Consider the following 24315-nt stretch of genomic DNA (forward strand, 5'->3'; position numbering starts at 1 on the left):
AGTGGCCTCTTTCATCGAACAAAATTCGCTTGAGAATATTCGGCTCCATGTTTCAAATGTACCAAACAACAAAGAGAACGTGAAGACCCACTCCACACCCGAAAAGTTATAAATTCTATTATGTCAAAAAAAGACACCTCGGGCTTGTTAGCCCTGGTGCCTCGCTTCCTTGTGTCGCGCTATCTTGCCTGTCTTCCTTGCCTATCCCGCTCACAGCCCCGCCAGCACCTGATACCAGACGCCGCGGTCGGAGTACAGCTCCTTGCGCACGTAATCCCAGCCGCCGAGGTAGCTGATGTCGAACAGCTTCTCCGGCTCGGTGAACTTGCCGTCCCATAATCTCGCTGCCGTCTCGGACACGGGACGGAATCCGTTCTCCGCGAAAACCTCCTGCGCCGCGTCGCCGTGCAGGTACTCGACGAACGCGTCCGCAACATCGCGGACGCCGTGCTCATCCGCGTTCTTGTCGACCACCGCGGCGGGGTTCTCGATCAGAATCGTGCGGCTCGGCGTAACGATCTCGTAATCGACCCCCTGCGCAATCCGCGCGCGCAGCTCGTTCTCGTACGTGACGATCACATCGCCGACTCCGTACTCGAACGCCGCCATCGAGGCGCGCCCGCTCTTGTCCATCGACTCCACATTCTGGTGGATGTCGACAAGGAATTGCTTTGCCGCGGCCTCGTCCTTCCGGCCCGTCTGCTCCTCCGCGATCATCAGCCCCGCCCCATAGAGCGCGTTGATGTCCCACTGGGCGCCGCCAGACGTCTGCGGATTCGGGTAGAGCACCTTCACTCCCGGCTTCGCCAGGTCCTCGAAGTCCCGGATGCCGAGGGGGTTGCCCGCCCTTGTGCCCATGACGACGATCGAGCGCGTGATCATGCCCCCGTCGTCTTCGCTGCGCCACCGGTCTCCCATCAGGCCGGCTTTCTCGATCTTGTCCATGTCGCCTTCCATCGACAGAACGGCCACGTCCGCCTTGAAGCCGCCTGCGATCGACCTCGCCTGAGTGCCGGACGCCTCATACGATTCCTGGAAGCGGACGTCCTGCCCGGTCTTCGCCTTCCATTCCTCGCGGAACAGCGGCATAATCGCCTGCAGCGCATCCTTGGCGACGGAATACGCTCCGATCACGAGCGTGACCTCCCGGTCGGACGATGCGGCGCTCCCGGACGTGCCTGCCGCCCCGCTGGAGGCCGCCGGCTCTCCGGCCGAGCCGCTCCCGCAGCCGACGAGGGAGGCGGCCAGCGCTCCGAGAAGCGCCCCGACCAAGGCCAGGCGCGACAGTCTGCCGCTCCGCATGAATGTATGTTGACTAACGCGATGCATGATTGCGACCTCCCTGCAGTGCCTCCGTAGGCTCCTGCCTTTCAACGCTCCTGCCTTTCAACGCTCCTGCCTGACGCTTCTGCCTAACGCTCCTGCCTGACGCTCCTGCCTGACGCTTCCGCCCTTCAACTTGCCCTTCTCCCCACACCTCAACGCTTCCGCCCTTCACCGGCACCAAAGCGCCCCCGCGGAACGAGCGTTTAGATATAGACCGACAGAAGATCCGCCTTCAAGGCGTTCTCCATGACCCAGTTGTTCTGCTCGTTGTACAAGTAAGCCCGATGCACGAGCACGTGAACCTCGTCGCCGACCTTCAGAACGTCCTTCTCGAGCGAACGGTACGTCACCAGCTTGGTGTCCCCGATCTGGATCTCGACGAGCCACTCGCTTCCGCGGAAGTGGATGTGGCTCACCTGGCCGATCTCCGTTGCCGACAGCAGCGTGAACTCGTTCTCCTTGCCGATCTCGATATATTCCGGGCGGATCAGCGCCTTCGTGCCCGGCCAATTGGCCGCTTCCTGGAACCCCTTCAGCGAGGCGATGTTCTCCACGATTGTCGATTCCCCGATGAAGCTGGCGACGAACGGCGTCTTCGGGTCCTTGTAGATCTCCCACGGAGAGCCCTTCTGCTCGAGCACTCCCTTGCTGATGATCATGATCTCGTCCGCCACTTCGATCGCTTCATCCTGGTCGTGGGTGACGAAGATCGACGTGATGCCGAGGCGGTCGATCATCTCGCGCAGCCACGAACGGAGCTCGTGGCGGATCTTCGCGTCGATCGCCGCGAACGGCTCGTCGAGCAGCAGAAGCTGCGGCTCGGGAGCGAGCGCCCGGGCGAACGCGACGCGCTGCCGCTGGCCGCCGGAGAGCTGGTGCGGATAGCGCTTCTCGAAGCCGGAGAGGCCGGTCAGCTCGACGAGCTCGGCGACCCGCTCCTTGATCTTCGCTTTGCTCCACTTCTTGACTTCCAGGCCGAACGCGATGTTGCCCTCGACCGTCATATGCTTAAACAGCGCATAATTCTGGAAAACAAACCCGATCCCCCGCTCCTGGGGAGGAAGATCGTTGACCCTCTGTCCGTGGAACACGATATCGCCGCTATCCGGGGTCTCGAGGCCTGCCAGCATGCGCAGAATGGACGTCTTGCCGCCGCCGCTCGGACCGAGCAAGCCGATGAGCTGCCCCTTCGCAATGGAGAAGCTGACGCTTGAGACCGCCTGGAATTCGCCGAACCTCTTGTTTAATCCGGTCACTTCAACATGCATGAGCAAGCACCCCTTCTGGATAATGGACGATCGTTAGTTTTCCTTGCGGGACTTGACCCACTCCATGAACAGGAGCAGGCCGACGGAGCAGGCTGCGAGCACAAGCGCAACCGAATTGGCCGCCGTGACATTAAAGTTCTCCACGTCCTGGTAGACGAGCGTCGTCGCCGTCTGCGTCTTGAACAGGATGTTCCCCGAGACGACGAGCACGGCCCCGAATTCGCCTAGAGTCCGGGCTACCGTCAGCACGACTCCGTAGACGACGCTCCATTGAATGGAGGGCCAGGTGACGCGCCAGAAGGTCGTCCACGGGTAAGCGCCCAGCATGTGCGCCGCCTCTTCCTGCGAGGCCCCGATCTCCTGAAGCACGGGCATAACCTCGCGAATAATAAGCGGGAACGTGACGAACAGTGTCGCGAGCACCATGCCGGGCAGCGCGTACACGATATCGATGCCCGCCTTGTTCAGCAGCGCGCCGAGAGCCGCGTCCGGTCCGAGCAGCAGGACAATCATCAGGCCCCCGATAATCGGGGATACCGCGAACGGCAGGTCCACGATGCTGTTCAGCAGCCGCTTGAGCTGTGTGCCGAGCCAGTTGGCGCGCACGAGATAGAGCGCAAGCATCACGCCGAAAATCGTGTTGATCACCGTAACGATGACGACGATCATCCCCGTCATCATGAGCGCGTGCAGCGCTTCCGGTCGTCCGACACCATCGATGAACCCCGACCAGCCTCCGTCGAAGGCTCCGATGGCGATGCGAACGACGGGAATGCCGAGCAGGAGCCCGAACAGGACGAAGGTGAGGCCAATCCATAGTCTTCTGATCGTCATCTCGCCGTCCTCCTCGTCTGCACGTAATTCACGAGCCACAGGATGACGAACGAGAAGGTGAGCAGCAGCACCGACACCGCGGCGGCCGCGGCCGGGTGGTCGCTCTCGATCTGCCCGAAGATGTACACCGACGCCACCTGGGTGCGGCCGGGGATGTTCCCCGCCACCAGCACGACGGCGCCGAACTCCGCGAGCGCCCGCGAGAACGCCAGCATCGCTCCGCTCAGAATGCCCGGCATCATATTCGGCAGAATGACCCGGAAGAACGTCTTCGCCTTGGTTGCGCCCATCGTATACGCCGCTTCCTCCTCGGAGGCGTCGATCTCCTCCAGCAGCGGCTGCACCGCGCGGATGACGAACGGGAACGTCACGAACACCATCGCGACAACGATCGCCGGCTGATGGAACAGAATCGTGAACCCGAGCGAATCGGCCCACTTGCCGACCGCGCTTCGCGGCCCGAGCAGCAGCAGGATCATCAGCCCGACGACCGCCGTCGGCAGCGCGAACGGAAGATCGACCATGCTGTTGAGCAGCTTGCGGCCGGGGAAGCGATACCGGGTCAGAACCCAGCCCGACATCGTGCCGACGGCGACATTGATCAGCGTGGCGACAAGCGCCAGCTTAACCGTCAGCAGGACGGCGTTCCAGGCAAGCGGCTCCGTGAGATTATCGAGGAATGAGGACCAGCCTCCCGATAACGATTGGCCGTAAATACCGAGAATAGGACAGACGATCAGAACGACGAAGTAAAGCATGACGGCGCTGCGAAAACCCCAGCTCCACCATCGGCTCCGCAGCATGTTGGTCACGTATGCGAACCTCCCGAAGATGTGGGACAACAATATAATTCCTATTAACTTAGTAGGTATTATTACAATAGCAGAAGGGACTTTCTCCGTCAATGAGAAAAAGTCGAACAAGCACCCTTTTTATGTAACAAAATGGACATATCTTCTCGAGCTCCCCTGCGAGCAGCCTCCGCATTGTCGAAAGCCGCCCTCCTCCGCTATAATCGAGACCATATTCATCGAACAGGAGGAGCCGCCATGCTTAAGCAAATAAATCTGCGCACCCGCCGCCGGGACGAGATGCTCGACATCACCGCCGAGGTTGCCCAAGCGGTATCGCAAGCCCGCATCCAAGACGGCATCGCCATCGTCTACTGTCCCCATACGACCGCGGGAATCGCGATCAACGAGAATGCCGATCCGGACGTGAAGCACGACGTGCTGCTGCGCCTGGACGAGGTATACCCGTGGGAGCATCCGCGCTACCGCCATGCCGAAGGCAACACCGCCTCCCATCTGAAGGCGATCACGACCGGCACGTCGCAGACCGTCATCATCGCGCAGGGCAGGCTGCTGCTCGGCCGCTGGCAGGGCATCTACTTCTGCGAGTTCGACGGCCCGCGCGACCGCACCTGCTTCGTCAAAACACTGGAGGGCTGAGCCTACTCCCCCTCGACGAAGTATTTCTCCTCGCCAAGCTCGATGACGGTCTGCCCTTGCGTCAGGTCCGTCATCCACGCGGCGAATCGCTCGGCTTCGCCCGCTTCCGGAAGACAGACGACGCGCACCCGATCCGTGAACCCGACGTCCCCCACTCGCACTCCTCGCCCTCTCAGCTCGTTCTCGATTTTCCCATACCAGGTGTAATCGGCATCGACGACGACCTCGCGGTGCAGGACGTTCACGATGGGACCCGCGGCATCGGTGCCGGCGACCGCTCCGTCCGTATAAGCACGAACGAGACCGCCCGCGCCCAGCATAATTCCTCCGAAGTACCTCGTGACGACGACAACCGTGTTTTTGAACCCGCGATTCTTGATCACCTCTAGGATGGGCCGCCCCGCCGTGCCGCTCGGCTCCCCGTCGTCCAGCGCCTTCTGGAATTGGTCCCGTTCCCCGATCACGTAGGCCGAGCAGTTGTGGGTGGCGTTCCAGTGCCGCTTCTTGATCTCCTCGATGAAGAGGACCGCTTCCTGTTCGCTCTCCACCGGCTTCGCATGGCCGATGAACCTCGACTTCTTGATGACAATCTCCGCTTCCCCGTACTGCCGAACCGTTGCGTACTTCGCTAACATATGATCTGCCCCTCCGATTCGTTCGATTGTGAAAAAGAAAACCGGCCCGCCTCTGCGCTTCAGGGCGGACCGGAACCATCGGCGATTGGCGCAACGTTGGCGGATTTACAAGCGGGCTTCGAGCTCCTTCTTCTTCTCTTCGAATCCCGGCTTCCCGAGCAGCGCGAACATATTCACCTTGTAGGCTTCCACGCCCGGCTGATCGAACGGATTGACGCCGAGCAGATAGCCGCTGACGCCGCAGGCGATCTCGAAGAAGTAGACGAGCTGGCCGAAGGAGTGCGGACTCATGTCCGGGATATTCACGACAAGATTCGGCACATTGCCGTCCGTGTGCGCGAGAATCGTCCCTTCGAACGCCTTCTTGTTGACGAAGTCGATTGTCTTGCCCGCCAGGAAGTTCAGGCCGTCCAGATCGTCCGGATCGCTCTTGATCGTGATCTGGTCCTTCACCTCGCCGACCTGAATCACCGTCTCGAAGATGATGCGGTTGCCTTCCTGAATGAACTGCCCCATGGAGTGCAGATCGGTCGAGAAGTCGACGGACGCCGGATAGATGCCCTTATAATCCTTGCCTTCGCTCTCCCCGTAGAGCTGCTTCCACCATTCGGAGACGAAGTGGAGGCCCGGCTCGTAGTTCACGAGAATCTCGACCGTCTTGCCCTTGCGGTACAGCGCGTTGCGGATCGCCGCATATTGGTAAGCAGGATTGTCCGCGAGGCTGGACGTGTTGTAGAGGGTCGCCGCATCCTGCGCGCCCTTCATAATCGCTTCGATGTCGATACCGGCCGCCGCGATCGGCAGCAGACCGACCGCCGTCAGCACGGAGTAGCGGCCGCCGACGTCGTCCGGAATGGCGAACGTCTCGTAGCCTTCCTCGTCCGCCAGCTTCTTCAGCGCTCCGCGCGCCTTGTCCGTCGTCGCGTAGATGCGCTTCTTGGCCGCTTCCTTGCCGTACTTGTTCTCCAGCGCTTCCTTGAAGATGCGGAAGGCTACCGCCGGCTCGGTCGTCGTGCCGGACTTGGAGATGACGTTGATCGACCAGTCCTTGCCCTCGAGCGCCTGCAGCAGATGCGTCATATAGGTGGAGCTGATGTTGTTGCCCGCGAAGAACACCTGAGGCGTCTTGCGCTGCTCCTTCGAGAGCGTATTATAGAAGGAATGCGACAGCATCTCGATCGCCGCGCGGGCGCCGAGATAGGAGCCGCCGATGCCGATGACGACTAATGCTTCGGAGTCGGATTGGATTCTGGCCGCCGCCTGCCGGATACGGGCGAACTCTTCCTTGTCGTAGTCGAACGGCAGGTTGATCCAGCCCAGGTAATCGGAGCCCGCTCCGGTCCCGTTATGCAACTGATCATGCGCGAGCTTGACGGCCGGCGCCAGATTGTCGATCTCGTGCTGCCCGATGAACTTCAAGGCTTTGGAATAGTCCAGACGAATGCTTTGACTCACTTGCATGAGCTCCCTTCCTTGCTTCCCTATTTTCCCACCCGTGGATGGCCTAGCATTAGAATACTCCATGCGCGCGGCTCGTACAAGCTTGGGCGGGGCACGAGAAGGTGCGGGAAAATCGGGAAGGTGCGGAGGGCGAGGGCCCGAGAGCACGGCGACTCGTGGCCGGCCGATCGGCGTAGCGACACGCAAGTCGCTTTCGCGCCCCGAATGCCGGTTTTTTCGGCATTCAGGTGCTCGCTCGGAGCTTCGGCAACGTGAATGGCCATTTTTTGAGCATTCAGGTGCTTCGGCGTGGCTCCCGGACCTTGAATGCTGATTTTTTGTGCATTCAGTTACTCGGGAGGAGTTGTTAGCGAGCTGAATGGTGATTTTTCAGGCATTCGTCTGCGAAGAGCAGGCTATCCTGGAGAGTGGTCACTCCAACAATCGTCTCCATGTCTCCAACTGTCCTCCCATACCGCTCCAAATGCCGGTTTTTCCATCATTCGTACCGCTCCCCGGCTACTCCCGTGCTCCACATGTCGGTTTTTCCGGCATTTGCGCCACTCTCCAGCTGCTCCCATGCTCCAAATGTCGGTTTTTCCGACATTCGCGTAGCTCCCTAGCTACTCCCGCGCCCCAAATGTCGGTTTTTCCGGCATTTGCGCTGCTCCCCGACTTGCGCGGGCTTGAGCATACGAGGCTTGGCTTGGGCTTGGCTAGCGCGCTTTGCTTCCTTCAACTCGTCCTCTATAATGATAGCTAAACAGAGATCGACACGAGAAGGAGAGAATTGTATGCCTAACCTGCCCACAATCGGATTCATCGGACTCGGAACAATGGGAGCGCCCATGGCGGCCAACCTGCTTCGCAAGGGGTATGAAGTCGCGGTCTACAACCGCACGCCCGGCAAGGCGGACGAGCTTGTCAAGCTCGGAGCGACGGAAGCCGCTTCCCCGCTCTCCATCGCCGAAGCTGCGAATATCATCGTCTCGATTATTAGCAACGACGCGGCCGTTGAAGAGGTTTACTACGGGGAGCAAGGCATCCTTGCCGGCCTCAAGCCGGGGGCCGTCGTCATCGACAGCAGCACGATCTCGAGCGCCTTGGCCGTTCGCCTGGCGGGCAGCGCGGCGGAGAAGGGAGCGGCCTTCCTGGACTCGCCGGTGACGGGCAGCAAAGACGGCGCGATCGCCGGCACGCTGCTGTTCATGGTCGGCGGCGACCAAGCCGTCGTGGAAGCGAACCGCGACGTGTTCCTCGCGATGGGACGGGAGATCGTCTACATGGGCCCGAGCGGCAGCGGCGCGACCGCGAAGCTGTGCCACAACACGATCGTCGGCATCAATGCCGCCGGCCTCGTGGAAGGGATGGCCATCGCCGCCAAGGGCGGGCTGAACATGGAGTCGTTCCTGCGTGTCGTCCAAGGCGGAGGCGCCGCGAGCAAGCAGGCCGACCTGAAGGGCGTCAAGATTATCGGAGGCGACTACTCCGTCCAGTTCTCCCTCGCCCTGATGCTGAAGGACCTGAAGCTCGGCTCCGTCCTGTCCGACGGAATGAACGTGCCGACGCCGATGCTCGAAGCCGCCAAGAGTCTCTTCCAGGCTGGCCAGACGAAGGGCTACGGCGAAGATGACCTCGCGGCGCTTGCCAAGCTTTACGAGGAATGGATCGGGAGGAAAATCTAATTCCGGCACGGCAAAATCGATCCGTCTATCGGCAATCCTCCACAATGCCTCTTCCCGCCGTTCTTCCGCTGAAGAGGCATCCTCCGAGGAATGTGCCTTCGAGCGCCCGGTAGCCGTGCAAGCCGCCCCCTCCGAATCCCGCTGCCTCTCCCGCCGCATAAAGCCCCGGAACGGGCGCGCCTTCGGCATTCAGAACCCGGCCCGATAGATCCGTCTGCAGGCCCCCCAGCGTTTTGCGGCTGACCAAGCTCAGCCGTACGGCGATCAGGGGGCCGTTCTTCGGATCGAGCAGTTCATGGGGGGAGGCGACGCGGATCAGCTTGTCGCCAATATAATTGCGCGCTCCTCTCAGAGCCGTGATCTGCAGATCCTTCGTGAACTTGTTCACCATCTCCCGGTCCCTTGCCCGCAGCGTCCTCTCGATGTCCTCGAATCTGATCAGAGGGCTCCCCGTCAGCCGGTTCATCCCCTCGACCAATGCCCGAAGATCATCCGCGATGACGAAGTCTTCCCCATGATCCATGAACGCCTGCACCGGTCCCGGCGCTCCAGGAAGCACTCGGCCGAGCACCTTCCGGATGCTCTTGCCCGTCAAGTCAGGGTTCTGCTCGGAGCCGGATAACGCGAACTCTTTCTTGATGATTTTCTTCGTCAGAATGAACCACGAGTAATCGTAACCGGTCTTCTGAATCGCCTCCAGCGTGCCGAGCGTGTCGAAGCCAGGGAACGCCGGCGCCGGGAATCGCCGCCCTTCCGCATCCAGCCAGACGGAGGAAGGACCCGGCAGAATACGGATGCCGTGGTTGCTCCAGACCGGGTCCCAGTTCTTGAGCCCTTCCGTGTAATGCCACATGCGGTCGCGGTTCACGATGCGTCCGCCCGCGCTCTCCGCGATGCCGAGCATCCGGCCGTCGACATGGGCCGGCACGCCGGCGAGCATCCGCTTCGGCGGCTCTCCCAAGCGCGCCGGCCAATTCTGCCGGATCAACTCCGGGTTGCCGCCGATGCCTCCGCTCGAGACGAGAACCGCCTGCGCGCGATACTCGAAGTCGCCGACGACATCGCGCGAACTCGGCTCGCCTCGCTTGGCCGCGCTCGGAGCGAGGACGGCCCCGGCAATACCGACGACGGAGCCGTTCTCGGTCAGCAAGCGGTCAACGCGATGGCGGGGAAGGTAGGCGAGTCGGCCGCTCTGCATATGCTGCCGGACGCGCGCCTCGAACGGAGCGACGATCGCCGGTCCCGTTCCCCAGACGATGTGGAAGCGCGGCACCGAGTTGCCATGCCCTTCGGCCAAGTAGCCGCCGCGTTCCGCCCAGCCTACGACGGGGAAGAAACGGATGCCCATCCTGCGCAGCCATTCCCGCTTCTCCCCGGCTGCGAATTCAACATAGGCTTCCGCCCATCTCCGCGCCCAACTGTCCTCGTCCTCCCGATCGAAGCCCGCCGAGCCAAGCCAATCCTGCCACGCCAGCTCGCGCGAATCCTTGATCCCGAGCCGCCTCTGCTCCGGCGAATCGACGAGAAACAGACCGCCGAACGACCACCAGGCTTGCCCTCCGAGCGACGCCTCCGGCTCCTGGTCCACCAGCAGCACCGTCCGTCCACCGTCCGCGATCTCCGCCGCCGCAGCCAATCCCGCCAGCCCCGCTCCTACGACGATAACATCCTTCTCCATCCCGATCCCTCCGCTTATGGTCTCCCAAGCACATCGCCGTCGAACGTTGCCGAATGAAGCGCTTACTTTCTCTGCTACATTAACTTATACATTAACAACTTATACGTCCCGCATACGAACTCCTGCCGCCCCCGCTACCAACCCTCTCCTGAACCTGCTGATGTATCGCGATAAGCAAGCTCTCCCCACTAGCTCTCTACGCCGCTTCCCGCTCCGTCGCCACGCCGATGAGGCTCCTCCACTGACTCGCCTCGACTTTGCCGCTCCGGGCACCGCTCTTTTCCATCCCTTCTCCGCTCCCTCCCTTGTGTTATCGAATCATCGGCATGGAGAAGGTATTGATCCGGCGGTTCATGCGATTTTATGTGATTTTTCACATTCGTTGGCGCGGGTTGCGGATGAATTGAGGTGTTTTATGTGGTTTTTAGCATACATGCGGCACCTCGCGTCCGGAATAGCCCCACGTATGTGATTTTTCGCATAAAATCGTCCAAACCGCCCGTTTTTGAACGCGCCAATGTGAATTTTCACATAAAATCCCGGCAAACTGCGGGGGATCGCCGTCCTAGCCAACTATCGCCATCGTCCCCGTCCTCGCTAACTTCAACTTCGCCTTCACCATCGTCCCCGTCCTCCCGGCTGCGCCGGTCTCGTTCCTTCGCTGCCTCGCTACGTCCCCGTCCTCGCTAACTTCGCCGCCCCCCCTCCTCGCGTCCGTCACCACCTCCACCGTCTGTCTCCTCCACTTCGCCAACTCATTGCCCCCTCCCGTCCTCCTATAGGCGGCATAGAAGCTTTGCACTCCGCTGCTGCTTCCTCGTTCCACACCAAAAGCCGCCCTGCAAGGTCCCGGAAACCTTGCAAAGCGGCTGTGTGCCGAGCTTGCTATACACGCCGTGACTGGCGTCGCTGTTCGCTCCGCCCCGATACCGTCTGCTCCCCGCGCGATTACAGGTACGAACAGATGTAGTCGGTCGTCTGTGCAACTTGCAGCTTGAACTTGGAGTCGGCGGGGACGCGGAACTCGCCCGTTCCGGAGATCGCGATCCACTCTTCGCTGCCCGGCAGTTGAACCGTCAGCTCGCCTGCGAGAATCTCCATCAGCTCGGCAGCGGCCGTGCCGAATTCGTATTCGCCCGGCAGCATGATGCCGAGAGTCTTGCGCGTCCCGTCCGCGAACAGAACGGTGCGGCTCGTCACCTTGCCTTCGAAGTAAATGTTGGCTTGCTTAACGACGGATACTTGATCGAATTGTTGCGACATGGCTGGTGTGTCCTCCTCAGGTATGGTGGAGCGCTTGGTTACGCTTGGTTACGCTTGATTACACTTGGTTACGCTTGGTTCTCACTCTATCACTCTGTTCAAGTTGCAGCTTACAGCAGCTTCTTGAACTGCTCGACGACGTTCTCGACCGTGAAGCCGTATTCCTTGATGACGCGGTCGCCCGGAGCGGAAGCGCCGAACTTGTCGATGCCGAGAATCGCGCCTTCGTCGCCGACGAAACGATCCCAGCCGAACGGATGAGCCATCTCGATCGCAAGGCGAGCCTTGATCGTCTTCGGAATAACGCTATCCTTGTACTCCTTCGGCTGCTTGTCGAACAGATCCCAGCTCGGCAGGCTGACGACGCGCACGTGAATGCCTTGCTCGGCCAGCGCCTTCTGGGAAGCCACCGCGAGCTGCACCTCGGAGCCTGTCGCGATCAGGATGCCTTGCGGCGCTCCGTTCGCGGCTTCGCTGATCACGTAGCCGCCCTTCTTGATCGCTTCGCGAGCGTTCTCTTGCGTGCCCGGCAGAACCGGCAGGTTCTGGCGAGTCAGCACGAGAGCGACCGGATTGTCGTTGTTCTCGACCGCGTAAGCCCATGCTGCGGACGTCTCGTTCGCATCCGCCGGACGGATAACCGTCAGGCCCGGAATGACGCGGATCGAAGCAAGCTGCTCGATCGGCTCGTGCGTCGGTCCGTCTTCGCCGACGGCGATGGAGTCATGCGTCAGGACGTACACAACCGGCTGCTTCATGATTGCGGCCAGACGAACGGCCGGGCGCAGATAGTCGGTGAACACGAAGAACGTGCCGCCGAAGATCTTCACGCCGCCGTGCAAGGAAGCGCCGTTCATCGCCGCCGCCATCGCGAATTCGCGGATGCCGTAGTACACGTTGCGGCCTTCGTATTGGCCGGCCTTGAATTGCGGCAGCCCCTTCAGGTGCGTCATCGTGGAGCTCTCAAGGTCGGCGGAGCCGCCCAGCAGGTGCGGAACGTTCTTCGCGAGGCCGTTCAGCGCATTGCCGGATGCGACGCGAGTGGACAGCGGCTTGTCCTCCGTAGAGTAGGAAGGAAGCTCCGCATCCCAGCCCTCCGGCAGGTAGCGGCCGACCGCGTTGTTGAATTGAGCGGCAAGGTCCGGATAAGCCGCTTGGTACTTCGCGAACAGCGCATCCCACGCCGCGTTCGCTTCTTCGCCTTGCTTCTTCACTTCCGCGAAGTGGGCGCGAACTTCTTCCGGAACGTGGAAGTCTTCGCCTTCCCACTCGTAGAAGCCCTTCGTCAGCTTCGCTTCTTCGAGGCCCAGCGGCGAGCCGTGAGGACCGGCGTGGCCGCCCTTGCCGCCCTTGTTCGGGGAGCCGTAGCCGATAACCGTCTTCACTTCGATCAGCGTCGGCTTGCTCTTCTCGGCTTGCGCTTCCGCGATCGCCTTAGCCAGCGCGCTTAAGTCATTGCCGTCTTCGACGCGCAGCACCTGCCAGTTGTAGCCTTCGAAGCGCTTGGCCACGTTCTCGGAGAACGACAGGTTCAGCTCGCCGTCGAGGGAGATGTCGTTCGAATCGTACAGCATGATCAGCTTGCCGAGCTGCAGGTGGCCGGCCATCGAAGCCGCTTCGTTCGAGATGCCCTCGGACAGGTCGCCGTCGCCGCAGATTCCGTATGTGTAATGGTTGATCAGGTCGTAGCCTTCGCGGTTGTAGGTCGCGCCCAGGTGCGCTTCCGCGAGCGCCATGCCGACCGCCATGCCGAAGCCTTGGCCGAGCGGTCCCGTCGTTGCGTCAACGCCGGCCGTATGGCCGAATTCCGGGTGTCCCGGAGTCAGCGAGCCCCATTGACGGAAGTTCTTGATCTCTTCGAGAGGCAGGTCGTAGCCGCTCAGGTGAAGCAGCGAGTAGAGCAGCATCGAGCCGTGTCCGGCCGACAGCACGAAGCGGTCGCGGTTGATCCACTCCGGGTTCGACGGGTTGTGCGCCATCGTCTTGGCGAACAGTTGGTACCCCATCGGAGCCGCGCCCATCGGCATGCCCGGGTGACCGGACTTCGCCTTCTCGATCGCGTCGATCGAGAGCGTGCGGATGGTCGTTACGGCTAATTGTTCAATCGTCTTCGAGCTTGCAGTCATGAATCTTGTCCTCCTCAGACATTGTTCGCGTTTTTCCCTAAATAATCTTGCCTATTGTACCACGACACCGCTTGGTCCCGCCATAACTTGTCCGTACAAGTCATTCGAACACAACGGTCTTATTGCGGTAAACAACCAGTCGATCCTCCACATGCCAGCGAACCGCCCGAGCAAGCACGATTCTCTCGATGTGGCGCCCAATGCGCTTCAGTTCGGCCGTGTTGTCGCGATGGCTGACCCGCTGAACGTCCTGTTCGATGATCGGTCCGGCGTCCAGCTCTTCCGTTACGTAATGGGCGGTTGCCCCGATCAGCTTCACGCCGCGCTGGTAGGCCCGGTCGTACGGCTTCGCCCCGACGAAGGCGGGCAGGAACGAATGGTGAATGTTGATGATCCGATTCGGGTATCTCTCGATGAACTTCGGGGTGACGATCTGCATATAGCGGGCCAGCACGATCAGGTCGACATTGCCTTCGATCAGCTCGAGCTGCTTCCGCTCCGCCTCTTCCTTCGTCCCCGGCGTCACCGGGATGTAGTGGAACGGGAGCCCGATCGATTCGACGAACGCCCGGCTGTCCTCGTGGTTGCTGACGACCATCGCGATGTCCGCGTCCAGATCGCCCGATTGCCATTGCCAGAGCAGCTCCAGCAGGCAATGGTCCTCCTTCGAGACGAAGATGGCGATGCGCTTGCGGCGGCTGGCCCGGTAGACGCTCCAGCGCATGTCGAAGCGGTCGGCCACCCTCGTGAAGTCCTCCTGCAGCGAGGCGAGCCGGGTCTCAAGCCCGTCCAAGTCAAATTCGACACGCATGAAAAACATGCCGCCGTCCGGGTCCATCGTGTATTGGTCGGAAGAGACGATGTTGGTGCCTTGGTCGTACAGGAACTGCGATACGGCAGAGACGATTCCCGCCCGGTCCGGGCAGGAGATCAGCATCCGGGCGCGGTTCGCCTTGCTGTCTTGGCGTCCCCGCTCGGAAGGGTGCTGGCTTGAACTCATGGTCGATTTTGATCCTCCTGGCTATCCCGGTTTACAGCTTCGCGAGCCATTCCTTGCCCGCCAGCGCAACCGTCAATCGTTGATTCACTTGCTCTTCCGAGTAATCGGCGGACAGCACCGAATTCGCGATCAGCAGGTCGTAGAGCCGTTCCATCGGCTCGCGAGGGTCGGCCTTCTTCGCCTTCGCGTCATTCTTGAGCGTCTCCCATGTGCCAAGCACGTACAGGCGGGGAACGATCGTCTCCTTCTCGAAGAGGAAGTGGATGCGCTCGACATCCTCCAGGAATTCGCCGCCGAACCGTTCCTCCACGTCGCCTCTGAGCAGCGCGATCTCCGCCTCGTACATCGGTCTTTCTTTTTGCCCGATCCAAGGGGTCTCGAGAATGAACGGGCGTCCCTGCAGCGCTTCATGATGCACGACGTTCCGGATGCCCTCGAAGCCGATCCAGCCGGAGCCGATCGGGGAGTGACGGTCCTTCGCCGCGCCGCGCGGGTTCTTGCTGTCGTTCACGTGGACGACCGCCACGCGATCCAGCCCGACGATCCGGTCGAACTCCTTCAGCACACCGTCGATGTCGTTCACGACATCGTAACCGGCATCGTGCATATGGCACGTATCCATGCAGACGGTGAGGCGATGGTTGTCCTCCACCTGCTCGATAATGGAGGCGATCTCCTCGAAGCTGCGGCCGATCTCCGTCCCCTTGCCCGCCATCGTCTCAAGCGCGATGTTCACTTCCGTCTCCCGCGTCCCGGCGAGAACCTCGTTCAAGCCTTCGGCGATCCGGGCCACCCCGTACTCGGGGTCCTTCTCGGTGTAGGCGCCGGGATGGAGCACGATATTGCGCACGCCGATCCGGTGGGTGCGGCGAATCTCCTCCTGCAGGAACGTCACGGCGAGGTCGAACGTCGACGCCTTGTAGGAGCCGAGATTAACGATATAAGGAGCGTGCACGACAATCTCCCCGATGCCGTTCTGCGCCATCAATTGCCTGCCTTCGTCGATAAACAGGTCCTCGATCGGCTTGCGGCGGGTATTCTGGGGAGCTCCGGTGTAAATCATGAATGTACTGGACCCGTAGGATGCCGCTTCCTTCGTTGCGGTAAGCAGTCCTTGGTCCGAGAACGATACGTGAGATCCGATCTTCAGCATGTCCGACTCCTCTCCTTAAGCTTCCCGCGATCCGCGCGGGCTTGCCGGATTGAATCCGTTCTTGTTTAAATCCGTCCTTATTGTAACTTGAACGTCGAAATAAATAAAGAAATCGGATATAATTTCAAGATGAGGTGATCCCGGATGAACTCTACTCCCGATTGGTTTCTTTATTTCATAGGCTTCTGGACCATCGTGCTCGTCGCCTTCATGAGCATCGGCGGCTTCTTCATGTTCCGCAAATTCCTTAAGGTGCTCCCGAAGCAAGACGGCAAGTCCAAGCTCGATTGGCAGAATTATTGGGTCGAACGGAGCCGACCGCTCTGGACCGACCACTCGAAGGAGCTTCTGGACAAGCTGGCCTCTCCGGTTCCGACGGCATTCCGCGACATTGCCAAGCATTCGATCGCTGCGAAAATAGGGCAGTTGGCGGTGGAGAGCGGAGCGACGGAAGTGACGGAGGCTCACTGCATTGAAGGCTACATTCTGGCGACGCCGAAGCGCGATCACAGCTTCCTGATCAGCTTCCTGGAGGAGAACCGGATCGACTACTCGCCGTATCGCCATCTCCTCGGCTAACCGCGGATAAGCGACAGGGCTCGCCTGCCTTCTCCGGCAATTCGAGGAATTTTCGAAACCTTTGGCCCATCTCGTCGTCTAACCTCTTATAAGGGAGTTCCACTGCAGCCTAGATCGACGTATTCTCTTGGAGGTGTTCACCCATGAAACGACTTGGCAAAAACACAGCATGGACAATAGGTATCTTATCGATGCTTCTGCTGGCTGCCGCGTGCAGCAACGACAACAATGCGAAGAATACGAACGCGACCCCGAGCGCCGAATCTTCGCCTACGGCATCGGCAAGCTCTTCTCCGGAATCCAGCCCGTCGTCTTCTCCGTCCGCCCCGGCGTCCCCGTCCGCTTCGAACGAAGCGACGAAGCTGGAGGGCAGCGGCGTGTACAATGGCCAGGTGGACAGCCACTCCATCGAGGTCGAGGTGGGCGGACAGGCTACGGTGTTCCAGATCGGCTCCGACATCTCGGAGCAAGTGGCCGATTGGGATGAAGGTGTGCAAGTGAAGTTCGAATACACCGAAGCGAACGTCGATTCCGGCGGTCAGACGCTGAAGCAATACACGATCGTCGCCATCGAGAAGCAATAGATCAAGAGAAGGAGTGCGTGCCCATGCGCCTAATGCTATGCGGCGGAACAGGGTTTATCGGGAACGCCCTCGCGCAAGCTCTGCTCGAACGCGGAGATGAAGTCTGGATTGTCACGCGCCAATTGCCCGCGGCTCCCGTCGCGGGCTTGCTTTATGCGACCTGGGAGGAATGGTCGCAGCAGCCCTGGCAATGGAACGGCATCGACGCGATCGTCAACTTGGCCGGCGAGAGCGTCGGGAAGAAATGGACGGAGGAGCGGAAGCGACAGATTCTGATCTCGCGTACGCTTACCGCTCTCCGGATCGAAGATATTGTACGCAGAATGGATCAGCCTCCGCATATCCTCGTGAATGCGTCCGGCATCTCCATCTACGGTCACTCCAACTCTCCTCTGCTGAAGCGACAGAAGCTGAAGGCGCTCAAGAAGGTTCGCTCCGCGCTGTCCGAAGCGCGCAAGAAGCTGGCCGAGCGGAGACGGAACGCTCAGCACGAGCAGGACGAGCTTGACGGCTTCCCGGTGCCGGGTATCGACAATATCGATAACTCGAGAGACGCGGGGGGCGCGGCGTTCGAGCCGATCACGGCGGAACGCGTCGGCATCCGGGGCTTCTCGTCGGCGGCGAAGGCGAGCCGGAATGACGAGCGGGAGCCGACGAAGCAAGAGCCGATCGAACAAGAATCGATCGAGCAAGAACCGATCGAATGGGATTCGGTCGGCGCGGAGGATTCCGCTGATCCGTCCGATTCCTTCGACTCGGGGGCCGATCTGGCGGAACTGCTGCGCAAGCTTCGTTCGGAGCAGAGCGGGCAGGCGGAGACGGAAGCGGACGAGAGCGATTCGTTTGACTTCGCGGACGAGCTTCAGGAAGCGGACATCCCCTGGATGCGCGGACAACAGCGCGCGGAGGAGCAGCACTTGGAGCACTTGCAGCACTTGGAGTTCTTCGACGAATCCTCCCCGGCGAACCCGGAGGACTATCTCGGCCAGGTCGTCGTCGCCTGGGAGGAAGCCGTCGACCGAATCCCGATCGAGCGGATCGTCAAGCTCCGCATCAGCCTGGTGCTCGGCCGGGACGGGGGAACGTTCCCGCTGCTTCGCCTTCCCTTCCGCCTGTTCGCGGGCGGCCGGATCGGCTCCGGCATGCAAGGCTTCCCTTGGATACATATCGACGACATGGTGAACTTGATCCTGTACAGCCTCGACCACCCCGGGCTGTCCGGTCCGCTGAACGCCGTTGCCCCCGACCCGGTCAACAACGACGAATTCGGCCGAACGCTGGCCCATGTCGCCGGCCGGCCATACTGGTTCCATGCCCCGACCGCTCTGGTCGAGAAGGCGCTCGGCGAGCAATCCGTGCTCCTGCTGACGGGCCAGCACGCTTATCCGCGCAAAGCTCTCGATTACGGCTTCGTCTTCTCCTATCCGCGATTGGAAGACGCGCTGAGAGATTTGCTGTCATGAGAGATTTGCTGTCTTGACAGAAGGGCGAATTCGCGGTATAAAAGCGTTATCATATTTACTTGGCGTATCTTCTGCCGCAATTTTGACCTTCCTCTGCATCTTGGTTAACATTCCGAGAACGCAGGAAGGAGATAATGAATTCGCAGCAGGGGAACGCCAACCAAGAACAACAATTGCATAGACTGAACGTATCATCGTTCTGTTTAGAGTGAGGACCAAGAGAAAGCTCTGAACAGTAAACAGTGGGTATTCCTCTGTTTGCTGTTTGCAGCTTTCTCTTTTTTTGTTCCTTAAATTTGCGAAAGGAGGTGAATTCGTCACGAGAAGGGTAAATCGACAACTCGCAAGGTACTGGGAACTGTATCTGATGCTGCTGCCGGTCATGCTGTATTTTCTCATCTTCCACTACTGGCCGATGTACGGCGTGCAGATTGCGTTTAAACGCTTCTCTCCCGCCAAAGGCATTCTCGGCAGCGATTGGGTCGGCTTCGCAAACTTCGATCGATTCTTTAATTCTTACTACTTCAACCGCTTGCTGATCAATACGGTCGGAATCAATCTGTACGAGCTGGCTGTCGCGTTCCCGATCCCGATCCTGCTGGCCTTAATGATCAACGAAGTGCGCAGCGCACGATTCAAGCGAACGGTTCAGACCGTCACCTACGCGCCGTACTTCCTGTCCACCGTCGTCCTGGTCGGCATGCTGACGGTCTTCCTGTCTCCGACGACGGGCGTCGTCAACCACATTCTCTCGTGGTTTCGCATCGAGCCGATCTCGTTCATGACGGAGCCGTCCTGGTTCAAGACGCTGTTCGTCGGCTCCAACGTCTGGCAGACGGCAGGCTGGGGATCGATTATCTACATTGCCGCCTTGACCAACATCGATCCTCATCTGCATGAGTCTGCGATGATCGACGGCGCAACGAGAATGCAGCGCATCCGGCATATCAACATTCCGGGCATTCTGTCCACGATTATGATCCTGTTTATTCTCCAGGTCGGCTCCATGATGAGCGTCGGCTTCGAGAAGGTGTTCCTGATGCAGAACGAGTTGAACAGAGAGGCTTCCGACGTGTTCGCTACCTATGTGTACCGCAGCGGGATTTTGGGCGCGCAGTACAGCTTCGCCTCCGCCGTCGGCCTGTTCAATTCCGTTGTGAATCTGCTGCTGCTTCTCGTTGTCAACCGGGCCGCTCGGCGCATAAGCGGCAATAGCTTATGGTAGGAGGCGAACGATAACTCTCATGCGCAATGAAGAACGGCTGTTCAACCTGCTCAACGGAATCGTTCTGACGTGCATCCTTCTGGCGGTGCTGTACCCTTTGATCTTCGTAGCCAGCGCCTCGATCAGCGACCCCTTGCGAGTCATGCGCGGCGAAGTGCTGCTGTGGCCCAAGGGAATTACGCTTGAGGCTTACAATCGGGTGTTCAGCAACGACGAGATCTGGACCGGATTCCGCAATACGCTGCTCTATGCTTCGACCGGCACGCTAATCAATCTGGTCATGACGATCCTCGGTGCCTATCCGCTCTCGCGCGCCGGATTGCCGGGGCGCAAGTGGGTGATGATGTTCCTGCTCGTGACGATGTTCTTCGGAGGAGGAATCATTCCTTCCTACCTCGTCATCAAGTCGCTTGGCCTTATCGACACGTATTGGGTCATGGTCCTGCCCGGCGCCGTGTCGGTGTACAACCTGATCGTCATGCGCTCATTCTTCGAGAATATCCCGAGCGAGCTGCATGAGGCTGCAGCCATCGACGGAAGCTCGCAGACGCGTCTGCTCATGACCATCGTCCTGCCGCTGTCCATCCCCATCCTCGCCGTCATGGTGCTTTTCTACGGTGTCGGGCATTGGAATGCATTCTTTAACGGGCTGATCTACCTCTCGGATTCGGACAAGTACCCGCTCCAGCTCGTTATCCGCCAGATTCTCATCAACAGCCAGATGCAGCAGATGATGGATCAATCCTCGGAATCGGCGGCGACGCAACTGCTGATGGCCGAGAGCATCAAGTACGCGTTGATCATCGTGACAAGCCTTCCCGTGCTGCTGCTGTATCCGCTGCTCCAGCGCTATTTTGTGAAAGGCATGATGATCGGGGCGATTAAAGGCTAGGCTTTGCCGGAGGGCAAACGGAATTCAACTCCATTTAACCATCATTCAACCATTACGGGGAGGAATCTCAACGTGTTACGTACCAAAGCATTGCTGGCCGCGATCGGCGCCGCGCTTACCCTGACAACCCTCGGCTGTTCCGCCAACTCATCGGACAACACTCCTGCGACGACCGCAGGCGGCTCCTCCGCCGCCTCGCCCGCCGCATCGTCCGCAGCAGCATCGTCCGCCGCCCCCGCCGAGCTGAACATGCTGATCTCGAAGGCGTCGACGCACGGCGACTACGATACGATGCTGGTATGGCAGGAGTATGAGAAAATCTCCGGCATTCACATCAATTGGAACGCCGTGCCGGACTCCGACTTCGCCGAGAAGCGCAACATCCTGCTGGCCGGCGGCTCTCTGCCGGATGCCATCTTCCGCGCTCAACTGAGCAACGCCGATCTGGCCGCCAGAGGCGGGGACGGCACCTTTATTCCGTTAAACGATCTGATCGACCAGTATGCTCCCAACTTCAAGAAGCTGATGGAAGATCACCCGGACGTCAAGAAAGCGATCACGCAGGCGGACGGCAACATTTACTCCTTGCCGTACTACAGCGAATTCCAATCGGCCAATTACGGGTACAAGATGTTTGCCAATCAAGTGTGGATGGACAAGCTCGGCGCCAAGCTGCCGACCACGACCGACGAATTTTACGACCTGCTGGTTGCCTTCAAGAACGGCGACAGCAACGGGAACGGCGTGGCCGACGAGATTCCGCTGACCGCGCCCGGCATCTCCGCCATTGTCGATTCGCTCAAAGGCTTCTGGGGTCTCGGAACCCGCGGCGGACTCGTCCACCCTTGGGTCGATATCGACGAGTCGACCGGCTCGCTGAGGTTCACCCCGACGGACGAGCGCTACAAGTCCCTGCTGGAATACATCGCCAAGCTGTATAAGGAGAAGCTCCTGGACCCGGAGATCTTCACGATGGACAATGCCAAACTGACCGCCAAGGGAGAAGCGAATACGGTTGGCGCGTTCGTGTTCGCCAATCCGGTTCCGATCGGCAACACGCATAAGAACGACTACACGGGCATGAACGCGTTGAAGGGCCCTTATGGCGATCAACTGATCGCCGCCGTCAATCCGCTTGTGCGGGCCTCGGGCGCTTTCGTCATCACAAGTGCCGACAAGTACCCGGAAGCAACGATGAAGTGGGTCGATTATTGGTACTCCGACGAAGGCTCCAGGCTGTACCTGATGGGCGTGGAAGGCAAAACCTATACCAAAGGCGCAGACGGCACTTATCAATACGTCGACGAAATTACGAACAATCCCAACGGATTGACGCTGGACGAAGCCGCAGGGCAGTACCTGGCATGGCCGGGCGGTTCCTTCCCAGGCATCCAGTCCTCCGCTTACACGAAGAGCGGCTCGAGCTTCCCTTCCGCCGTCGCGGCGACCGAGCTCGTCAAGGATCACTTCCCGACGGAAGTATGGCCGGAATTCACTTATACGCAAGAGGAGACGGACCTTCTGTCTTCGGTCGGCAACGACATCTCCACGTATATCGGGGAGATGAGAGTTAAATTCATTACCGGCGAGGTTCCGTTTACCGATTGGGACAAGTACGTCAGCACGCTGAACAAGATGGGGCTCAGCCAATATATGGACGCCTATTCGCAAGCCTACGAACGCTACTCCAACTAAACATTTTCAGCTTACGTCAAAGCACAGGTTCGTCATTCTGGATGAGCGGAACACCAGGCGGTTGACCGACGGGGAGCCGCCAGGTCGCCGCTTGGGGTTTGAATTCCCGTTGTCATCCGCATGCCAAGGAAGGAGATCATCCATGCAAATCAGCATGCGTTTGGATGGGAGAGAAGAACCGGACATTCGAACATGGCTGTTCGACTTGGACGGCACGCTGTATTTCGGCAATGAGCCTGCGCCCGGCGCGCGCGCTTTGCTTCATCGGATACGCTCCGCGGGCGGCCAGGTTTTTTTTGTAACGAACAATTCGCGCCACTCTCCTCAAGAAATAACAGCGAAGCTGGAGAAAATGGGACTTATTGCGCCGGTGAGCAGCATTGTGACGGCAACCGAAGGAACCGGCAGATACTTGCGCGAGACATACGGTCGTCTCGCCGTCAGCGTCGCGGGCAGCGCGGCATTCGAAGAGGCTCACCGCGTTGCCGGGCATGACGTATGTCCCTTGGACGACAACGGCAGCGTCGATGCGGTCGTGATTGGATTGGATGAAGCTTTTACTTATACTAAACTGGAACAGATCGCTCATGCGCTAAGCAAAGGGGCAAAATTGATCGCCGCGAACTCCGATCTGTACCATCCCGGCCTTGGCGGGCGCAAGGTTCCCGAGACGGGGACGCTGGTCACCGCAGTGGAAGCGCTGTCGGGTACTGCGGCGGATTATATCGGCAAGCCCGCTCCCCACTTGTTCCGCTACGCCTTGTCTCTGGCCGACGCTTCTCCCTCGCAGACGGTAATGGTCGGGGACAATTACAGTACGGACATTCGCGGAGGGAAAAGCGCGGGGCTGTATACGATATGGCTTAACCGAATCGGCGAACAAGCGGCGAACGGACAGGGGCAATGGCCGACGGCGGACTTAATCGTGCCCCGATTATCCGAGCTCTGCTACCATCTGGGAGGAGAATACGATGAAAGTTGAACATCTTCGGGCAAACAGCGACAAGCAGGCCGTCATACGGATCGAAGGCCTCCGCGAGCCCGTCAGCCTGCTGCACGTGACGGACAGCCATATCAACGAGACGGACATCAGCGATGGCGCAGAGGTGCTGGCCCAATCCTATACCGAATATAGCTTCGACGCGCTGGATACGCGGACCCGACTCAATCGGACGCTAAGCTATGCGAACGAGCTGGCCGTCGATGGCGTCGTCCTGACCGGGGATATCGTCAACGGCGCTACCGCCAACAATCTGTTATACTTAGAAGAACGGCTCGGCACGCTGAATGCTCCCTATCTGTACACGCTGGGCAATCACGACTGGGAATATCCCGGCGAACCCTGGGGAGAGAGCACTCGGCAGAAGCATTATCCGAAGTTCGGCCCGTTGACGGGAGGAACTCCCGGTTGTCAGGCCAAGGAGATCGGCGGAACGCTGCTGCTCGCCTTGGACAACAGCACGTATCAGATTACCGAAGAGCAGCTTGAGTGGACGCTGCGAGAGCTGGAGCGCGGGCTGCCGACCTTGCTGTTTATGCATATCCCGCTCTACATTCCTTCGCTATTAGGCGACGTGATGAGCGAATGGAAATCCCCGATCATGATGGCGGCCCAGGGCTGGGACCCGGAATGCAGAAGACAGTGGCAGGTCGAGCCGGATGCCCCGTCCACCACGGCATTCTATCGAACGCTGATGGACGATCCTTATCATAATGTGGTCGGAGTGTTCTGCGGCCACATCCACTTCGCCCACCGCGACCCGTTCGGCCGAAGCGCCTGCCAGTACGTCGCGCAAGCGGGATTCGCCGGGGGATATCGCGTTATCCGCTTATTGCCGTTGTAGACGCGCGATTCGCAAGGCACCTGTATTCGGTGCTCGACCGCCTCCGACGACCGCTTTAATGCTAAAAACCACATTCGTTTCGCGGAAAGCGGCCGCTTCTGCCGAATATATGTGAAAAACCGCATACAATTGCCGTCCGAGGGCTCTTGACGACCATTTTAATGCTAAAAATCA

General features: G+C 59.8%; 22 protein-coding genes. 10 read left to right on the forward strand and 12 right to left on the reverse strand.

All coding sequences use genetic code 11. The features are described from left to right. Positions 1–210: 210 nt before the first annotated feature. The 4 genes from E6C55_RS23700 to cysT form a co-directional block, all read right to left on the reverse strand. Positions 211–1302, reverse strand: a complete 1092-nt coding sequence (locus E6C55_RS23700; protein ID WP_136372367.1) for a sulfate ABC transporter substrate-binding protein — start codon at positions 1300–1302, stop codon at positions 211–213. 227 nt (positions 1303–1529) lie between these two features. Beyond that, positions 1530–2594: a sulfate/molybdate ABC transporter ATP-binding protein gene (locus E6C55_RS23705; protein ID WP_136372308.1), complete on the reverse strand. Its 1065-nt coding sequence runs from the start codon at positions 2592–2594 to the stop codon at positions 1530–1532. Between the two features lie 33 nt (positions 2595–2627). Continuing rightward, positions 2628–3422 carry a sulfate ABC transporter permease subunit gene (locus E6C55_RS23710; RefSeq protein ID WP_136372368.1) on the reverse strand — a complete coding sequence of 265 codons (795 nt, stop codon included), beginning with the start codon at positions 3420–3422 and terminating at the stop codon, positions 2628–2630. Between the two features lie 2 nt (positions 3423–3424). Continuing rightward, positions 3425–4231 carry a sulfate ABC transporter permease subunit CysT gene (gene cysT / locus E6C55_RS23715; protein WP_407923765.1) on the reverse strand — a complete coding sequence of 269 codons (807 nt, stop codon included), beginning with the start codon at positions 4229–4231 and terminating at the stop codon, positions 3425–3427. A gap of 246 nt (positions 4232–4477) precedes the next feature. Here cysT and E6C55_RS23720 point away from each other — a divergent pair, with 246 nt between their 5' ends. Beyond that, entirely contained in the window at positions 4478–4879 is a 402-nt protein-coding gene (locus E6C55_RS23720) for a secondary thiamine-phosphate synthase enzyme YjbQ (protein ID WP_136372310.1), read from the forward strand. A gap of 2 nt (positions 4880–4881) precedes the next feature. On the opposite strand, the gene E6C55_RS23725 is transcribed toward E6C55_RS23720, so the two are convergent. Together E6C55_RS23725 and E6C55_RS23730 are read right to left on the reverse strand one after the other, a co-directional pair. Then, entirely contained in the window at positions 4882–5514 is a 633-nt protein-coding gene (locus tag E6C55_RS23725; RefSeq protein WP_136372311.1) for a YigZ family protein, read from the reverse strand. Positions 5515–5619: 105 nt separating this feature from the next. Beyond that, positions 5620–6975: a glucose-6-phosphate isomerase gene (locus E6C55_RS23730; RefSeq protein WP_407923764.1), complete on the reverse strand. Its 1356-nt coding sequence runs from the start codon at positions 6973–6975 to the stop codon at positions 5620–5622. Between the two features lie 782 nt (positions 6976–7757). Here E6C55_RS23730 and E6C55_RS23735 point away from each other — a divergent pair. Beyond that, positions 7758–8639, forward strand: a complete 882-nt coding sequence (locus E6C55_RS23735; protein ID WP_136372370.1) for an NAD(P)-dependent oxidoreductase — start codon at positions 7758–7760, stop codon at positions 8637–8639. Between the two features lie 25 nt (positions 8640–8664). Here the strand turns inward: E6C55_RS23735 and E6C55_RS23740 are convergent, their stop codons facing one another. From E6C55_RS23740 to E6C55_RS23765, 6 genes are all read right to left on the reverse strand, one after another. After that, a complete protein-coding gene (locus E6C55_RS23740; protein ID WP_136372312.1) occupies positions 8665–10317 on the reverse strand; it encodes an FAD-binding dehydrogenase in 1653 nt (550 codons plus the stop codon). Positions 10318–10882: 565 nt separating this feature from the next. After that, entirely contained in the window at positions 10883–11143 is a 261-nt protein-coding gene (locus E6C55_RS23745) for a hypothetical protein (RefSeq protein ID WP_136372313.1), read from the reverse strand. A gap of 122 nt (positions 11144–11265) precedes the next feature. Beyond that, complete coding sequence (ppnP, locus tag E6C55_RS23750; protein ID WP_136372314.1) at positions 11266–11580, reverse strand: pyrimidine/purine nucleoside phosphorylase; 315 nt, start codon at positions 11578–11580, stop codon at positions 11266–11268. 110 nt (positions 11581–11690) lie between these two features. Continuing rightward, positions 11691–13706, reverse strand: a complete 2016-nt coding sequence (tkt, locus tag E6C55_RS23755) for a transketolase (protein WP_136372315.1) — start codon at positions 13704–13706, stop codon at positions 11691–11693. 100 nt (positions 13707–13806) lie between these two features. Next, complete coding sequence (gene purU, locus E6C55_RS23760) at positions 13807–14706, reverse strand: formyltetrahydrofolate deformylase (RefSeq protein WP_136372316.1); 900 nt, start codon at positions 14704–14706, stop codon at positions 13807–13809. A gap of 31 nt (positions 14707–14737) precedes the next feature. Next, on the reverse strand, positions 14738–15859 hold the full coding sequence (locus E6C55_RS23765; protein WP_136372317.1) for a deoxyribonuclease IV: 1122 nt from the start codon (positions 15857–15859) through the stop codon (positions 14738–14740). Positions 15860–16003: 144 nt separating this feature from the next. Here E6C55_RS23765 and E6C55_RS23770 point away from each other — a divergent pair, with 144 nt between their 5' ends. From E6C55_RS23770 to E6C55_RS23805, 8 genes are all read left to right on the forward strand, one after another. After that, positions 16004–16438 (forward strand): DUF2621 domain-containing protein, encoded by a 435-nt coding sequence (locus tag E6C55_RS23770; RefSeq protein ID WP_136372318.1) that lies wholly within the window; start codon positions 16004–16006, stop codon positions 16436–16438. Positions 16439–16581: 143 nt separating this feature from the next. Then, a complete protein-coding gene (locus E6C55_RS23775) occupies positions 16582–17022 on the forward strand; it encodes a hypothetical protein (RefSeq protein WP_136372319.1) in 441 nt (146 codons plus the stop codon). A 23-nt stretch (positions 17023–17045) separates the two neighbouring features. Next, positions 17046–18485: an epimerase gene (locus tag E6C55_RS23780; protein WP_136372320.1), complete on the forward strand. Its 1440-nt coding sequence runs from the start codon at positions 17046–17048 to the stop codon at positions 18483–18485. Between the two features lie 367 nt (positions 18486–18852). Further along, positions 18853–19710, forward strand: coding sequence for an ABC transporter permease (locus E6C55_RS23785; protein ID WP_136372321.1), 858 nt, complete (start codon positions 18853–18855; stop codon positions 19708–19710). Between the two features lie 19 nt (positions 19711–19729). Beyond that, complete coding sequence (locus E6C55_RS23790) at positions 19730–20602, forward strand: carbohydrate ABC transporter permease (RefSeq protein WP_136372322.1); 873 nt, start codon at positions 19730–19732, stop codon at positions 20600–20602. A gap of 72 nt (positions 20603–20674) precedes the next feature. Then, positions 20675–22297, forward strand: a complete 1623-nt coding sequence (locus E6C55_RS23795; RefSeq protein WP_136372323.1) for an extracellular solute-binding protein — start codon at positions 20675–20677, stop codon at positions 22295–22297. A gap of 142 nt (positions 22298–22439) precedes the next feature. Next, positions 22440–23279 (forward strand): HAD-IIA family hydrolase, encoded by an 840-nt coding sequence (locus E6C55_RS23800; RefSeq protein ID WP_136372324.1) that lies wholly within the window; start codon positions 22440–22442, stop codon positions 23277–23279. Next, complete coding sequence (locus E6C55_RS23805; protein ID WP_136372325.1) at positions 23269–24141, forward strand: metallophosphoesterase family protein; 873 nt, start codon at positions 23269–23271, stop codon at positions 24139–24141. Before E6C55_RS23800 ends, E6C55_RS23805 begins: the two co-directional genes overlap by 11 nt. Positions 24142–24315: the final 174 nt, after the last annotated feature.

Source organism: Cohnella fermenti (assembly GCF_004801405.1).
In the GTDB taxonomy this organism is placed as follows: domain Bacteria; phylum Bacillota; class Bacilli; order Paenibacillales; family Paenibacillaceae; genus Cohnella; species Cohnella fermenti.

Bases quoted from the DNA above. Each gene is read 5' to 3' on its own strand.
- ppnP (WP_136372314.1), bottom strand. From the start codon at position 11,580: ATGTCGCAACAATTCGATCAAGTATCCGTCGTTAAGCAAGCCAACATT.
- E6C55_RS23785 (WP_136372321.1), top strand. From the start codon at position 18,853: ATGCTGCTGCCGGTCATGCTGTATTTTCTCATCTTCCACTACTGGCCG.
- E6C55_RS23740 (WP_136372312.1), bottom strand. From the start codon at position 10,317: ATGGAGAAGGATGTTATCGTCGTAGGAGCGGGGCTGGCGGGATTGGCT.
- E6C55_RS23780 (WP_136372320.1), top strand. From the start codon at position 17,046: ATGCGCCTAATGCTATGCGGCGGAACAGGGTTTATCGGGAACGCCCTC.
- E6C55_RS23775 (WP_136372319.1), top strand. From the start codon at position 16,582: ATGAAACGACTTGGCAAAAACACAGCATGGACAATAGGTATCTTATCG.
- E6C55_RS23805 (WP_136372325.1), top strand. From the start codon at position 23,269: ATGAAAGTTGAACATCTTCGGGCAAACAGCGACAAGCAGGCCGTCATA.
- E6C55_RS23730 (WP_407923764.1), bottom strand. From the start codon at position 6,975: ATGCAAGTGAGTCAAAGCATTCGTCTGGACTATTCCAAAGCCTTGAAG.
- cysT (WP_407923765.1), bottom strand. From the start codon at position 4,231: ATGCTGCGGAGCCGATGGTGGAGCTGGGGTTTTCGCAGCGCCGTCATG.
- E6C55_RS23800 (WP_136372324.1), top strand. From the start codon at position 22,440: ATGCAAATCAGCATGCGTTTGGATGGGAGAGAAGAACCGGACATTCGA.
- E6C55_RS23705 (WP_136372308.1), bottom strand. From the start codon at position 2,594: ATGCATGTTGAAGTGACCGGATTAAACAAGAGGTTCGGCGAATTCCAG.
- E6C55_RS23765 (WP_136372317.1), bottom strand. From the start codon at position 15,859: ATGCTGAAGATCGGATCTCACGTATCGTTCTCGGACCAAGGACTGCTT.
- E6C55_RS23790 (WP_136372322.1), top strand. From the start codon at position 19,730: ATGCGCAATGAAGAACGGCTGTTCAACCTGCTCAACGGAATCGTTCTG.
- E6C55_RS23770 (WP_136372318.1), top strand. From the start codon at position 16,004: ATGAACTCTACTCCCGATTGGTTTCTTTATTTCATAGGCTTCTGGACC.
- E6C55_RS23725 (WP_136372311.1), bottom strand. From the start codon at position 5,514: ATGTTAGCGAAGTACGCAACGGTTCGGCAGTACGGGGAAGCGGAGATT.
- E6C55_RS23700 (WP_136372367.1), bottom strand. From the start codon at position 1,302: ATGCGGAGCGGCAGACTGTCGCGCCTGGCCTTGGTCGGGGCGCTTCTC.
- tkt (WP_136372315.1), bottom strand. From the start codon at position 13,706: ATGACTGCAAGCTCGAAGACGATTGAACAATTAGCCGTAACGACCATC.
- E6C55_RS23720 (WP_136372310.1), top strand. From the start codon at position 4,478: ATGCTTAAGCAAATAAATCTGCGCACCCGCCGCCGGGACGAGATGCTC.
- purU (WP_136372316.1), bottom strand. From the start codon at position 14,706: ATGAGTTCAAGCCAGCACCCTTCCGAGCGGGGACGCCAAGACAGCAAG.